The 14,952-nt window shown below is 35.7% G+C and carries 10 protein-coding genes and 2 tRNA genes; 8 read left to right on the plus strand and 4 right to left on the minus strand.

Annotation, left to right across the window (positions count from 1 at the left end; all coding sequences use genetic code 11):
- The first annotated feature begins 205 nt into the window (after window positions 1-205).
- A complete protein-coding gene (locus tag J3495_RS04665; protein ID WP_210665408.1) occupies window positions 206-1,402 on the plus strand; it encodes a C1 family peptidase in 1,197 nt (398 codons plus the stop codon).
- A 264-nt stretch (window positions 1,403-1,666) separates the two neighbouring features.
- Here the strand turns inward: J3495_RS04665 and J3495_RS04670 are convergent.
- The 3 genes from J3495_RS04670 to rseP form a co-directional block, all read right to left on the minus strand.
- A tRNA-Asn gene (locus J3495_RS04670) sits at window positions 1,667-1,740 on the minus strand.
- Window positions 1,741-1,778: 38 nt separating this feature from the next.
- Window positions 1,779-1,852, minus strand: a tRNA-Asn gene (locus tag J3495_RS04675).
- Window positions 1,853-1,935: 83 nt separating this feature from the next.
- Window positions 1,936-3,279, minus strand: coding sequence for an RIP metalloprotease RseP (gene rseP, locus J3495_RS04680; RefSeq protein WP_210665409.1), 1,344 nt, complete (start codon window positions 3,277-3,279; stop codon window positions 1,936-1,938).
- A 202-nt stretch (window positions 3,280-3,481) separates the two neighbouring features.
- Here rseP and J3495_RS04685 point away from each other — a divergent pair, with 202 nt between their 5' ends.
- From J3495_RS04685 to hflX, 7 genes are all read left to right on the plus strand, one after another.
- The gene (locus tag J3495_RS04685; protein WP_210665410.1) at window positions 3,482-4,552 is read left to right on the plus strand and encodes an NADH:flavin oxidoreductase/NADH oxidase; all 1,071 of its coding nucleotides are present in this window, start codon (window positions 3,482-3,484) and stop codon (window positions 4,550-4,552) included.
- Between the two features lie 192 nt (window positions 4,553-4,744).
- Complete coding sequence (locus tag J3495_RS04690; RefSeq protein ID WP_210665411.1) at window positions 4,745-5,785, plus strand: Gfo/Idh/MocA family protein; 1,041 nt, start codon at window positions 4,745-4,747, stop codon at window positions 5,783-5,785.
- Window positions 5,786-5,836: 51 nt separating this feature from the next.
- Entirely contained in the window at window positions 5,837-7,096 is a 1,260-nt protein-coding gene (locus J3495_RS04695; protein WP_210665412.1) for an MFS transporter, read from the plus strand.
- 219 nt (window positions 7,097-7,315) lie between these two features.
- A complete protein-coding gene (locus tag J3495_RS04700; RefSeq protein WP_210665413.1) occupies window positions 7,316-10,153 on the plus strand; it encodes a carboxypeptidase-like regulatory domain-containing protein in 2,838 nt (945 codons plus the stop codon).
- Between the two features lie 21 nt (window positions 10,154-10,174).
- Window positions 10,175-11,524, plus strand: coding sequence for a DUF5689 domain-containing protein (locus J3495_RS04705; protein WP_210665415.1), 1,350 nt, complete (start codon window positions 10,175-10,177; stop codon window positions 11,522-11,524).
- Between the two features lie 108 nt (window positions 11,525-11,632).
- Window positions 11,633-12,496 (plus strand): hypothetical protein, encoded by an 864-nt coding sequence (locus J3495_RS04710; RefSeq protein ID WP_210665416.1) that lies wholly within the window; start codon window positions 11,633-11,635, stop codon window positions 12,494-12,496.
- Between the two features lie 147 nt (window positions 12,497-12,643).
- Window positions 12,644-13,873 (plus strand): GTPase HflX, encoded by a 1,230-nt coding sequence (gene hflX / locus J3495_RS04715; protein ID WP_210665417.1) that lies wholly within the window; start codon window positions 12,644-12,646, stop codon window positions 13,871-13,873.
- 55 nt (window positions 13,874-13,928) lie between these two features.
- Here hflX and J3495_RS04720 read toward each other — a convergent pair whose 3' ends face one another.
- Window positions 13,929-14,879, minus strand: coding sequence for a DUF3078 domain-containing protein (locus J3495_RS04720; protein WP_210665419.1), 951 nt, complete (start codon window positions 14,877-14,879; stop codon window positions 13,929-13,931).
- Window positions 14,880-14,952 lie beyond the last annotated feature (73 nt).

Here is a 14,952-nt window from a genome sequence, read left to right on the forward strand (position 1 = left end):
AAATTTATTTTTGATGGTTTTTCTTTATAAAATAGTTTTGCTTGAAAGCATTGTAAAGCCACAAACATTTGTTTTTCAACTGTATAAAATATCGCAACAAAAATTTTAACGATTAAATAACTAAGAGATAGTATGTTATTTAATTGATTTGTAACAAAAATTGTTCAAAAGCTACTAATTAACTAACTATTTAAATCATTTTATTATGTATAAAATTACGATAAAATCAGTTTTCGTTGCATCTGCTTTTTTGGTAGGTGTGAGCGGCTGTTTTGCGCAAGACATTTTAGTCAATTCGCTAAAGCTAAATGCGAGTGATAAGAGTAAAGAAAGCTTCAAGTTTACAGAACAAATCAACTTAGGGACCACTTCGGTAAAGGTACAGGGTTCTTCTGGAACGTGCTGGAGTTATGCTTCCAATTCATTTTTAGAGTCAGAAATGATTCGTTTAGGAAAACAACCTGTCGAGTTGTCTCAGATTTACTCTGCCAGAAACGTGTATGTTGAAAAAGGTATCAATTACGTGCGTATGCATGGCGCAGTTACTTTGGGTGATGGAGGAGCGTTGCATGACGTAATTAATATGTACAAAAAATACGGAACTGTTCCGAGAGAAGTCTACACCGGCTTGAACTACGGAACGGACAAAAATAAATTTGGCGAAATGGCAGCGCTTATCGAAGGTGTTTTGACCGCTGTTGTAAAAAACCCAAATGGAGAATTGACGCCAAACTGGCAAAAAGCATATGCAGCTGTTATCGATTCTTATTTAGGAAAAGTGCCAGAAAACTTTACTTACAAAGGAAAAAATTACACACCACAATCTTTTGCTAAAGAAGTAGTCGGAATTAATCCTGACGAGTATATCGAAATGTCTTCGTTTACAACAGCGCCTTACTACCAAAAAACAACGATGATGGTACCTGACAATTGGTCGTTTGATCAGGTGTACAATGTAAAAGTAAATGATATGACAGATGTTATTGACAATGCTTTGAAAAAAGGATATACTGTAGCGTGGGCGACAGACGTGAGCGAAAAAAGCTTTAGCTGGAAAAATGGTGTGGCTTATGTTCCAACAAAAAAATTCGACGACATGTCGGCTGAAGAAAAAGCAGACATGTTTAACGGGCCAAAACCAGAACCTGAAATCACGCCGGAAATGCGTCAGGCCGCGTTTGATAACTATACCACCACAGACGATCACGGAATGCATATTATTGGCTTGGCCAAAGACCAAACTGGAAGAGAATATTACATCGTAAAAAATTCTTGGGGAGAAACAAACGACTACAAAGGCTTCTTGTTTGTGACCAAAAATTTCGTAAAGTACAAAACTACTGCTTTAATGGTAAACAAGGGCGGAATCCCTTCTGAAATCGCTAAGAAGTTAGGGGTTTAAGAGGTTTGTTCTTTTTTAGATTATAGAAAAGCGCTGCAAGTAAGATTGTGAGCGCTTTTTTTTAAGAGTCAGTTTTTAATATTTCCTCAGAACAATATGTGTTGATACCATAACTTAGAGTGTTACCTTTTTTTATAAAAATAACTTGAAAAGTTATCAAATGACAAAATTTGCATTTCTTAATAAATTATCTTGAAGTCCTGATTTTATTGTAGTCTTTAAAAGAGAAAAGACCTTACATTGCTGTAAAGTCTTTTTGTAAAGCTCCCTCTCTTGGGCTCGAACCAAGGACCCTCTGATTAACAGTCAGATGCTCTAACCAACTGAGCTAAGAAGGAATCACCTTAAAGGTAAATATGTTTGCTAAAAAAAGTTGCTCCCCCTCTTGGGCTCGAACCAAGGACCCTCTGATTAACAGTCAGATGCTCTAACCAACTGAGCTAAGGAGGAAGTTGTTGCTCTTTTTAGCGAGTGCAAATATAGTTGATTTTTTAATTTCCCAAAAATATTTTGACTCTTTTTATTAAATATTTTTACTTGCCTACAATTGCCTTGTAAATATCGTTTCCGTTAGCAAATAAAAGCAACGATATAAGTAATACGAAACCAACCATTTGAGCGTTTTCTAAGAACTTATCGCTTGGTTTTCTGCCACTAATTATTTCGTATAATAAAAACATCACATGACCTCCATCAAGGGCAGGAATTGGCAATAAATTCATTACACCCAACATAATTGACAATAAAGCAGTGATATTCCAGAAAGTTTCCCAGCTCCACGTATTCGGGAAAATGTTAAAAATAGCCGCAAAACCACCTACTTGTTTGTACGCTTTTGTTTCTGGATTAAAAATCATTTTCAACTGTTTTCCGTAACCTATTAATTGATCTTTCCCTTTTGTAAGTCCAACCGGAATAGACTCCGCAAAACTATATTCTTTTGTACTTATTTTATAGTATCCTAATTTCTCTAAAGACTCCAAACCTAAACCACCAGCAACAACATCTAAGGTTCCTTTATTAGAAACTTTAACCGTCAATGGTGTTTCTTTTAAATCACGCAATATAACAGCAGGAATCGTTTTTCCTTTATTAGAATTTAAAATTGCTTTTGCCTGATCAAAATAAGTTACTTTTTCGCCATTAAGAGAAAGAATTAGATCTTTAGGTTTTAAATTTTGATTAGCAGATTCTGCTGTAACTTTTCCAATCGCAAAAGGAACACGAATATTGACAAGAAGTCCTTTCTCGTGTTTTGATAATTGATCCACAAAATCATTCGGAATTTTAATGGCCTGTTGTTGACCGTTTCTTTCCACCAAAACTTCTTTAGACATAATGATTTTCATGTTCAAATCATTGTCAAAATTTTCAACTTTTTGTCCGTCAATCGAGATTAATTTGTCTCCGGTTTTAAAACCAGTTTTCAACATCACAGGATTTTCAATCCAAACACCATCCTTCATGTCTGCATTGGCCACATACGTATCACCATAAACAAATGCCATTCCAATATAAATAATAAAAGCTAGGATAAAGTTTACCGTAACACCACCCAACATAATAATCAAACGTTGCCAAGCTGGTTTCGAGCGAAATTCCCACGGTTGTGGAGGCAAAGCCATTTGTTCTTTGTCCATGCTTTCGTCAATCATGCCCGAAATCTTTACATAACCACCCAAAGGCAGCCATCCGATTCCGTATTCTGTTTCGCCGATTTTCTTTTTTAGCAGCGAATATTTCACATCAAAAAATAAATAAAATTTTTCGACTCTGGTTTTAAATAATTTAGCAGGAATAAAATGTCCTAATTCATGCAGAATAATAAGTAATGATAAACTCAATAAAAATTGAGCAAGTTTGATAACTATATCCATTTTGTATTTTTAATTCGTAATTTAACGCACAAAAGTAACGTTTCTATTTTAATTTGATAGTGCAAGATAATACATAAGGTTTTAAATGTTTGTTAATTAATAAACATTTAGATTTCTACTTTTACGAAGAAGCTGTAACTTTACTTTTCTCAAACGCAATCCCTTTCAGTTGGTAGCGTAAAACCATTAAAAGTTACATAATATGGCTTCATTATTATTTTCTCCACTTTCGATAAAAAAAATTACTTTAAAAAACAGAATCGCTATTTCGCCCATGTGTCAATATTCTGCCCTTGACGGATTTGCCAACAATTGGCACTTAGTTCATTTAGGAAGTCGTGCCAGCGGAGGCGCTGGTTTAATTATTCAGGAAGCTACGGCCGTTTCTCCCGAAGCTAGAATTTCTCCTGCCGATCTTGGAATCTGGAAAGATGAACACATTGAGAAACTAAAAACCATCAACGAGTTTATCGTTTCTCAAAATGCTATTCCCGGAATTCAGTTGGCACATGCTGGCCGAAAAGCAAGTGTTTCAGTTCCTTGGGAAGGCAATAAAAAATTAGGTTTCGCTCAAGGCGGATGGCAAACCGTTGCTCCAAGTGCAATTCCGTATCATGATGACGAACCTTTTCTTCCTGAGGCATTGGATAAAAGCGGAATCCAAAAAGTGATTGCCGATTTTAAAGCAGCTACAAAAAGAGCTGTTACAGCTGGTTATCAGGTCATGGAAATTCACGGCGCACACGGTTATTTGTTGCACCAGTTTTTATCTCCTTTAACGAATAAGAGAACCGATGAATACGGTGGAAGTTTCGAAAACCGAATTCGTTTTACTTTAGAAATTCTAGCAGCCGTTCAAACCGAATGGCCTGCAGATTTACCTTTAATGGTTCGAATTTCGGCTACCGATTGGGCAGAAGGAGGTTGGAATCCGGAAGAATCAGTACAACTTTCGAAGATTTTAAAAGAAAAAGGCGTGGATTTAATTGACGTTTCATCAGGAGGATTGGTTTCGCATCAGCAAATTGATTTAGGCCCCAACTATCAGGTTCCGTTTGCTGAGAAAGTAAAAAAAGAAGCTAATATTTTAACGGGCGCAGTTGGTTTAATTACAGAAGCAAAACAAGCCGAAGCTATTTTAGAAAATGGTCAGGCCGATCTGGTTTTGTTTGCCAGAGAGTCGTTAAGAAATCCGAATTTGCCTTTGGATTTTGCCAAAGAATTAAACGATGATATTCAGTGGCCAAAACAATATGAACGAGCTAAAAATTAAATAGCCACAGATTGCACAGATTAAAATGATTTTTTGTTCACCACAAGTTTCACTAATCCATACGAATTTTAATTTAATTTTAAAATTTTGAACGCAATATAATTAGTGAAAATTAGTGAAATTCGTGGCAAACTTTCATTTTTAAAATCATTTCAATCTGTGCAATCTGTGGCAAACCTAAACCCAATACAAATGCAAAAAATAAAAACAGCATTATTATCATACGGAATGTCTGGAAAAGTTTTTCATGCTCCTTTTTTGGCAATTCATCCCGGTTTCGAATTATTAGGTTCTTGGGAAAGAAGTAAAAAACTCATTCAGGCCGATTATCCAAATGTAAAAAGTTATCCTTCCATAGAAGATTTATTGGCCGATGATGTCGATTTAGTCATCGTAAACACGCCTGTTGATACCCATTTTGAGTATGCCAAAAAAGTGCTTTTGGCCGGAAAACATGCTGTTGTAGAGAAAGCCTTTACTACAACCGTTGCACAGGCAGAAGAATTGGCTTCGATTGCCAAAGAAAAAGGATTAAAATTGGTTGTTTTTCAAAACAGACGTTGGGATAGTGATTTTAAAACCGTTCAAAAAATACTTAAAGAAGGAGTTTTAGGAGATTTGGTAGAGGCCGAGTTTCATTTTGACAGATATACTCCTTTGTTAAGTCCAAAAGTACATAAAGAAACCGTGAATGATGGTGCTGGAATCTTAAAAGATTTAGGTCCGCATTTGATCGATCAAGCCCTTTGTCTCTTTGGTTCTCCAAAAGCTGTTTTTGCCGACATTCGTATTACGAGAGAGCATTCTTTGGTAGACGACTGGATCGATCTTTCTTTAATTTACGACGATTTTAGAGTGCGATTGAAAGCTGGTTTTTTTGTTCGCGAAGCCAACCCTGCTTATACACTTCACGGCAAAAAAGGTTCGTTTTTAAAGCCTCGTGGCGATGTGCAGGAAGACGATTTGAAATTGAGTAAAATTCCAAATTTGGATACTTGGGGAGCAGAATCAGAAAGTTTGCAGGGATTGTTGCACACCGAAATTGACGGAAAAATAGTCAAAGAAAAAACACCAACACTTCAGGGTAATTATTATGACTTTTTTGATGGGGTGTATTATGCGATAATAAATAATACAGTTGAGCCAGTCACGGCACAAGACGGTGTAAAAGTAATGAAGATTATTGAGGCCGCCATCGCAAGCCATGCACAGCAGAAAGTCATCAATTTATAAACAATAACGTTATATATTACTGCAAAATACAGGGTTTGATCGTGTCACAAAATGCTTTTTAGTATTTTTGATGTGTCAAACCTAAAATTTATTCCTGTGATCGACTTCAATCCATTATCATTATTCCAGACCAAAGGAAAAATTAAAAAAGTTTATAGAGAAGCTAAGGCATCGTATTTAAAGCGAATTCGTATTGCCGTAGGGATGTTTTATTTTGGTATGGGATTAAGTTTCGCAACTTGGGCAAGCAGAATTCCAGATATCAAAACGGCTTTACACTTAACCGAAGGCGATCTGGGCTCTATACTTTTTGCTCTGCCGGTAGGACAACTGATCATTATGCCTTTTTCGGGAAAAATGGTCACAAAATTTGGCAGCCATCGCGTGCTGATTGTTTCTTTGATCATGTATGTGTTAAGCCTTGTGAGTATTGGTTTGGCCACAACGGTTTTGCAGCTTTCGACAACACTTTTTATTTTTGGAGTATTTGGAAATTTATCCAATATTGCGGTCAATACACAAGGCGTTTATACCGAAGTTCTTTTTAGAAAAAACATTATGTCGTCTTTTCATGGCATGTGGAGTTTTGCAGGATTTACAGGAGCTTTGGTAGGTTTAGGAATGCTCGCTTTGCATTTATCGCCTTACAATCATTTCTTAATTGTTGCAGGAATAGTAGTGTTGATGGTGGTTTTTAATTTTAATTTTTTGGTCAAAGCCAAAGAAAAAATCAAAGCCAAACCACAAGGAAAGAAATTATTTGCCAAACCCGACAGTACACTAATCTGGCTCGGTGTAATCGGTTTTTGTAGTATGGCCAGCGAAGGCGTGATGTTTGACTGGAGTGGTGTTTATTTTAAAGACATCGTAAAAGCACCAGGTCCTTTGGTGATTTTAGGGTACACTTCTTTTATGATTATGATGGCTAGCGGGCGCTTTGTAGGCGACAGGTTTATCAATAAATTTGGTCGTGAGCGCATCATGCAAATCAGTGCTGTGATGATTTCGGTGGGACTTTTTACCGCTGTTTTACTGCCTTACCTTATTCCTTGTACACTTGCTTTTATGTTGGTGGGGCTGGGTGTCGCCACGATTGTTCCTACGGTATATAGTCTTGCAGGAAAAAATCCAACGGTGCCGCCGGGAGAAGCCTTAACAATTGTATCCAGCATAAGTTTCCTCGGATTTTTAATGGGACCTCCAGTAATTGGTCATATTGCGGAGACTTTCGGGCTACAATTTTCATTTGCCTTCATTGGTATTTTTGGTGTTCTTATCACCTTTATGGTCAACAAAGTAAAGACTGTATAATAAATATTATACCTAAACACAAGCTTCTTGTTTTTTTATTTAAAAATTAATTAACAAGAAAAAAATTATTTTTTATTAAGTTTTATTATATTTGAAAAAATAAAAGGTCTTATTCTTTTTCCAAAAAAAACAACTTTTCTCCTTTGAAGGAATATAGTGGTGTTTACTAATCGACTGCTCTATTCACAAATTATTTTTCAAAGTAAATTGGTTGTATTCATGAGAAAAGAATATTGGATCGTACTTATTTTATTTCCTTTCGGAGTTGCTTTTGGGCAACAAGAAACCGTTTTTTATGGAGTGGTTATGGATGCAAAAACGCAAACTCCGTTGGAGTATGTTGTCGTTAGCATTCAAAATTCTACTATCACACAACTTACCAAAAAGGATGGGAAATTCGAATTGCATTCGGCTGTTTCTGGAGTTCAATTGCTTCTAATTCGCAGTCAGGATTATAAAGATTTGCTTCTGAAAATAAATGCTAAACCAGGAGAAATAGTTAATCTCGGAATTTTACAATTAGAAAGTGACTTTTCAGAGAACGCCTCCGCTACTTTAATTACACTGCTAGAAACTGATTTATCAGAGGACAGCAGTTCTTCGTCTATTACTTCGGGACTTCTTCAATCTTCAAGAGATGCTTTTTTGCAGGCTTCGGCTTTCAATTGGGGTCAAGCCCGATTTAGAGTTCGTGGTTTGGATAGCGAAAATGCGACAATGATGCTTAACGGCATGACGATGAACAAAATTTACGATGGACGGCCACAGTGGAGCAATTGGGGAGGACTGAATGATGTACTGAGAAATCAGGAGTTCTCTGTAGGTGCTGCTGCTTCAGATAATACTTTTGGGGGCGTTTTAGGAACACAGGAAATCAGTACAAGAGCATCGATTTATAGAAAAGGCAGCAGAATTTCTTTATCCAGCAGTTCTACAAATTATAATTGGAGAACCATCGGAACGTATGCCTCGGGGATGAATGCTTCTGGTTGGGCTTTTGCGGTGTCAGTAGGAAAACGTTGGGCAAACGAAGGTTATTTTGAAGGGACAAATTTTAAAGCAACTTCCTTTTTTATCAGTATCGAAAAGAAATTAAATGACCATCACGCTTTTAATTTTAATGGATTTTATACACCAAATTCCCGAGGGAAGAACTCGCCTAATACCGATGAGGTCACCCGGCTGACGTCTGAAAAATACAGTTCGTACTGGGGTTTTCAGAATGGAGAAAAGCGCAATTCAAGGATAAAAAATATCGAAGAACCTTTGTTGATGCTCAATCATTATTTTAAATTAAACGAAAAGATAAACCTCAATTCGGGTGTGATGTATCAGTTCGGGAAAGTAGGAAACAGCAATATCGATTATCAAAAAGCAGATAGTCCAGACCCAACATATTACCGAAAGTTGCCGAGTTATTATACTTCGATGTATGCGCCGGATAAGGGAGAATATTCGGGAGATCCTATACCTGATGAAGAAAATGCTAATAAAAGTACGGTACTTTTTTTAGAAAATTCACAACTCAATTGGGATAAAATGTATCGTTCAAATCAGAAGGCAACGACCAATTCTGATGGAGCAATTACAAGCTACGAATCCACACAAAGTCGTTATGTTTTGTATGAAGACAGAACCGATGATAAAACTTTTGCATTCAACAGTAATCTAACTTCACAACTGACGGAAAACATTTCTTTTAATGGCGGTGGCACTTTCAAAAAGTTAAAATCACATAATTTTCAATATCTTTTAGATTTACTCGGGGGGAATTATTTTGAGGATATTGATGCTTTTTATAAAGGAAATCAAGCGCAATCGGATCTGCAAAACCTAAATAGGCAGGTAAAAGTTGGGGATATTTATGGCTATAACTATCATTTTTTGGCCACTACTGTTGATGCTTTTACACAGTTTAAATTCTCTTATAACAAAGTTAATTTTTTTGTGGCTCAATCTTTTTCGACTACAGAATACCAGCGAGAGGGACTGTTTCAAAACGGAATTTATTCAAATAATTCCCTTGGGAAAAGTAAAAAACTTCACTTTGAAAATTTTGGTTTCAAAGGAGGATTGATGTACAAAATTTCAGGTAAACAATGGTTGTTTTGCAATGGTATGCATTTGACAAGAGCGCCTTCGCTGAGAAATTCTTTTGCAAATGCCCGATTAAATAATAAAGTGGTTGAGGGTTTAGAAAACGAAAACATAAGTAGTGCCGAAATTAATTATGTTTTTCGTTCGCCAAAAGTCAAAATGCGTTTTACAGGTTATTATGCATTGATAAAAAACACTACAGAAACTTCTTTTTTTTATGCTGAAGGAATTTTTGATAACGGAGCGGGCTACACAAATACAGATGCTTTTGTGGGTCAGACTTTAACACATCTCAATAAGAAAAATTGGGGTGGCGAATGTAGTTTTGAATATCAAATTTCACCGACACTCAAAAGCACTTTGGCGGTTGCTTATGGCAAATATACCTATGATAGTAACCCAAATGTATCTGTCACAAATGATGCGAATGCTGCGGATGCTAATGTTGTAACGACTTTTGATTTTGGAGAGGCTTATCTCAAAAATTACAAGCAACCTGGCGTGCCTGAGCAAGCGTATTCTATTGGAATAGAATATCGCGATCCAAAATTTTGGTGGGTTGGAGCGAACATTAATTATATTTCTAACACTTATATAGATGTTTCCCCGATCTCGAGAACGGATCGTTTTTATAAAAATCCTGCCAGCGGAGCAAATTTTCCGGAAGCTACAGAGACGCGCGCTGCGGCACTATTACACCAAGAAAAATTTGAGCCTATTTCGTTACTGAATATTATTGGAGGTAAATCCTGGAGGGTACACGGCAAAACAATCGGACTTTTTGTAAGTATCAATAATGTTTTGAATATTTTGTATAAAACGGGAGGTTTTGAGCAGGCTCGAAACGCCAATTTTAGAGCGCTTAATCAAGACTTTTCGAGTGGCACCCCTTCATTTGGAACCAAATATTTTTACGGATATGGCAGGACGTACTTCATTAACATTGCAATCAATTTATAAATTTTATTAAAAGTTTTAAATATGAAAAATCGATTTTTAAACTCAATTTTTATTTTGTTATTACTCTTTTTTTATGGTTGTAATGAGGAAGTTGCTCTTCCGAAATTAGACTGTACACAGGCTAATTTGGCAATAAACCAAACGGTAGAAAAAGTTAGAGAAACTACCACTGCAACTGCGACCAAATATTTGTATGATGATATTATAGAAGCGTATGTAATATCAAGTGATGAGGGCGGAAATTTTTTTAAAACGATCTCTTTACAAACATTCCCCACAGCAACTAGTCCGGCAGTGGGTTTTAGTGTTTCGGTGGATGCCACCAATACTTATATCGATTATCGGGTAGGGAACAAAGTATACATTCGATTAAAAAATCAATTTACTGATTTGTTTTACGGTGGAGTAAGAATGGGAAGTCTTTACGAAAACGGCGCTGGAACTGCTTCAGTGGGAAGAATTTCACAAAATGATTTTAAGAACGTTCTCAATGCTTCTTGCACTAAAGTTAATGAAAATCAATTGGTGCAACAAATGACAATAGAAGAAGCGCTAGATGAAAGTAAAATAAACACGCTGATTGAGTTAATAGACGTTCAGTTTACAGATGCGGCCGTAGGACGTCATTATTTTGAAGAAGCCAACAATATCGGTGGCGCAACCAATTGGAGCTTACGTGATAAAACCGGGAATCAAATTATTTTTAGAACCAGCAGTTTTGCCAGTTTTGCGAATAGTTTTGTTCCAGAAGGCAATGGAAAAGTACGAGGCATTTTGACCAAATTTGGTTCAGATTATCAGTTGATGTCACGATACGAGAGCGATGTGATAATGAAAGGAAGCAGAGCAATTCCAATCTTTTCAGAAGATTTTCAAACAGCGGTTAACAATTCTAATTTGAATTTGGCGGGTTGGGTAAATAGTGTTCAAAAAGGGAGGTTGTTTTGGAAAGGCGCTGTTGCATCAGGGAATGGATATGCACAATATGCAATTTCGGGCACAAAAGTAGCAGTGAATGAAGGTTGGTTGATTACGCCACCTATTAATATGGATGATTATAAAAAGGAGGTTTTGACTTTTAGGAGCGCACAGGATCATCTTGATGTAGACTCACCATTAAATGCTTTGGAAGTTCTGGTGTCATCTGATTTTGATGGATTGAACATACAATCTGCAACATGGACTTCGCTGAAAGCAAAATTTCCAAATCAGTCAACAGCATGGAATGAGTTTGTAGGCAGTGGCGCCATAGATTTATCAGAATACGAGGGGGTGATAAGAATTGCTTTTCGATACAAGGGCTCAGGAACAAATTTGGCTTTAGACGGAGCTTTTCAATTGGATGATATTAAGATTTATGGAGAGAAGTAGGATTTTGGATGTAAGAAAATTAATTTTTGAGTAATTTTTAAGATATAAAGTGTTAAAAATTCATGAAATTTTGTATTTTGGTCAACCCAAATAAAAATAAAATACAAAATGAAGACCTACTTACTTACCATCGCTATGATGGTCTTGTCTTGCACAGTAATGCAAAGTCAAGATGCTCCTGTTAGACTCAAGCAGATTAACATTGTAAAAACCAATTACCAAAATTTTAAAGATGGAGAAATTGTAAATAAAACAGTTTCATTTAAGGACGGGAAAATAGATCTTATTACTACTTCGGATGTTTTTCAACACTTTTTTTACAACAAAAAAGGATTACTCGATATGACTGTTAAGGAAAAAACAGGAAGTGATTGGAAAGAAGTTGTCAATTATGCGTATGACGCTGATAATAACCTTGTAAAGTTTACTAAAAAATATCAGGAAGGGAATGATTATGTTACCAAAGTGGTAATTTTTACCTATGAAGGAGCACGAATAAAAGCGATTACTAAAAAAAGTACCAACCATCAGAATTTGGTTGATGATATCGAATATATTGTAGAAAATGGTATCATAGTGCGACGTACTTCCCGCGATAGAAATAAACAGATTATTGGTAAAATAGAATTTGTGTATACCAATGATAATGTGGTAAGACATAAAGGTTTGGTGGGAGATAAAATATCTAAAAGCTATACTTTTGACGATAAAAAATCGGTTGAATCTTTGATCGTGCAAAATTTATTTGGAGAAAATTACAAATTGATTGTACCCTTGATTTCGTATCACGAAGATGAATTTAGCTTTGAAGCTATTTCGTATAATAACGAAGTAAATTTTAGTCCTACATCTGCGGTATTGGTTGCTGTATCCAGAAAATACAAATACAATAAATTAGACTATCCAATATCTTGCTCTCAGATTGAAGAAAACGGAATTGTTAAAACAGAAAAGACGTTTATTTACGAATAACTTTTTTTAACGTATAGTTTAAAACCATCTGGAAGCAATCTCTGGATGGTTTTATTTTTTTAATTAAAAGGATTTAGTAATTTAAAAATAGAATTCTATAAGAATTAATACCTTGCAAATGATTAAATTTGCAACTTATTCAAAGCTATGTTAGAAAAAGAAGTTATAAATTTTGAGCGAACTGCCATTGTAGGTATTGTTACTCAAAATCAGAGTGAGGAAAAACTTAACGAATATCTTGACGAATTAGAGTTTTTGACCTTTACCGCAGGTGGAGAGGTCATTAAACGTTTTTGGCAAAAAATGGAACGACCGAACCCGAAAACTTTTATGGGTACGGGAAAAATAGAAGAAATCAATCTTTATGTAAAAGAGAATGCTATTTCGACCTTGATTTTTGATGATGAATTATCGCCATCACAACAAAAAAATATCTCTAAAATTATAGATTGTAAAATCTTGGACAGAACCAATTTGATTCTGGATATTTTTGCACAAAGAGCCGAAAGTTCGTATGCAAGAACACAAGTAGAATTGGCACAATGTATCTATTTATTGCCAAGACTTTCTGGTTTATGGACACACCTTGAGCGTCAAAAAGGGGGTATTGGTATGCGTGGTCCTGGTGAAACAGAGATTGAAACCGATAGACGTATCGTACGTGACAGAATTTCGTTATTGAAAGAAAAAATCAAGACGATTGATAAACAAATGGGTGTTCAGCGAAGTAATCGTGGTGCAATGGTGCGCGTTGCTTTGGTGGGATATACCAATGTTGGAAAATCGACTTTGATGAATGCCGTTGGTAAAAGTGATGTTTTTGTTGAAAATAAATTATTTGCAACTTTAGATACGACTGTGCGCAAAGTGGTCATTAAAAACCTACCATTTTTGCTTTCTGATACTGTTGGATTTATCAGAAAGTTGCCTACGCAATTGGTAGATTCGTTCAAAAGTACCCTTGATGAGGTTCGCGAAGCCGATTTATTACTGCATATTGTAGATATTTCGCATCCGGATTTTGAAGATCATATTGCATCCGTAAATCAGACGTTGCAGGATATTAAAGCACATGAAAAACCTGTTATAATGGTTTTTAATAAAATAGATGCTTATCAACATTTGACAATTGATGAAGATGATTTAATGACCGAAAAGACACCAAGACATTACACACTTGAGGAGTGGAAAACGACTTGGATGCATCGTTTGGGCGAAAATAATGCATTGTTTATTTCCGCTGTCAACAAAGAAAATTTTGAAGAATTTAGAGAAAGAGTCTATGAGGCTGTTCGTCAGATTCATATTACCCGATTTCCGTATAATAAATTTTTGTATCCGGATTACAAAGATGCCATTGACAAAGAAGAGGAATAAAAAAAACGGCTTTTGAGCATCTCAAAAGCCGTTTTTTTTATATTTCATGCGTAGATTAAAAACCAAAGTTAACGCCTAAACCAAAAACTTCACGGGTTTGAAATCCTTTAAAAGCATTGTCGTCATAAATTGCCTGAAACGATAGATTAGCCGACAAAAATTTGTTTACTTTCATTATAATATTCAAGGAATAATTAAGGTCAACATTTTGTGGATCTTCTAAATAATTAGAATATAAATTCAACGTGTTTTCGGCAGTTACGTTGGTCATTATCGCAAGTTTGTAATAAACCGAAGTATAGAAACCTAATTCGTATCGCATCGTTTTGTTTGCATCTACCCCAAAATAATCGCCATCAACATAAGGTAAACCGGTTCTTTGGTCGATGCCAGAGGTATAAAGGCCGTCTACAAAGGTAAATTTTGAAGTCAAAGGGGCAAAGTTTATTTTCAAATTATCATCTTTTGTCCAATAAATACCGGGACCTGTAGTAAGATATCCAGGTGACATAAATTTGGTATTTTCGGTTCTGATTTCCTTTCCATTGGCATCCTGACCGTAAAGATAGCCGGTAGAAAATTGGGTTCTAAAATTCAGGAAAAACGAGTAATACCACTGGCCAAAAGCTTTTTTTCCGAGAATAGAATTGAATTCTAAACGGTCATCTGTTTTCTTTTCAAAGTCTGCATTTTTGGTTTGTAAAAGACCGTACGAAGCTAGAATTTTGTTGTCCCAGGTTAGATCGTCTTTTTTATAATTAAAATCGTAATTGATACCCAAGGTTCCAGAAAAACTGTCTTCTCCTCCCGCAATCCAATTGTTGAAACTAGATTGATTGAGTAGGAGCGATACAATTCCTTTTGTTTTCCAGCCTTCACCTTCAATAGTATCGTTGATTTTTTGTACAGCTTTTTCAGTATTTTGAATTAATTCTTTTTCAGTATTTTGAGCGTGTGCCCAAGTGAAATTTGCCAAAATGAACAGTAATAGTGCTGTCTTTCTCATGGTTTTTTATTTTAAAATGTATGAACAAAGATACTAAAAACCATTAAGATGATAAAAATTAGCCAATTATACT

The sequence above is a fragment of the Flavobacterium geliluteum genome (assembly GCF_017948595.1).
Lineage (GTDB): Bacteria > Bacteroidota > Bacteroidia > Flavobacteriales > Flavobacteriaceae > Flavobacterium > Flavobacterium flavipigmentatum.

Excerpts from the sequence above, each read along its gene's own strand:
- J3495_RS04710 (WP_210665416.1), top strand. The coding sequence starts at position 11,633 with ATGAAGACCTACTTACTTACCATCGCTATGATGGTCTTGTCTTGCACA.
- J3495_RS04685 (WP_210665410.1), top strand. The coding sequence starts at position 3,482 with ATGGCTTCATTATTATTTTCTCCACTTTCGATAAAAAAAATTACTTTA.
- J3495_RS04705 (WP_210665415.1), top strand. The coding sequence starts at position 10,175 with ATGAAAAATCGATTTTTAAACTCAATTTTTATTTTGTTATTACTCTTT.
- J3495_RS04665 (WP_210665408.1), top strand. The coding sequence starts at position 206 with ATGTATAAAATTACGATAAAATCAGTTTTCGTTGCATCTGCTTTTTTG.
- J3495_RS04700 (WP_210665413.1), top strand. The coding sequence starts at position 7,316 with ATGAGAAAAGAATATTGGATCGTACTTATTTTATTTCCTTTCGGAGTT.
- hflX (WP_210665417.1), top strand. The coding sequence starts at position 12,644 with ATGTTAGAAAAAGAAGTTATAAATTTTGAGCGAACTGCCATTGTAGGT.
- J3495_RS04695 (WP_210665412.1), top strand. The coding sequence starts at position 5,837 with ATGCTTTTTAGTATTTTTGATGTGTCAAACCTAAAATTTATTCCTGTG.
- J3495_RS04690 (WP_210665411.1), top strand. The coding sequence starts at position 4,745 with ATGCAAAAAATAAAAACAGCATTATTATCATACGGAATGTCTGGAAAA.
- rseP (WP_210665409.1), bottom strand. The coding sequence starts at position 3,279 with ATGGATATAGTTATCAAACTTGCTCAATTTTTATTGAGTTTATCATTA.
- J3495_RS04720 (WP_210665419.1), bottom strand. The coding sequence starts at position 14,879 with ATGAGAAAGACAGCACTATTACTGTTCATTTTGGCAAATTTCACTTGG.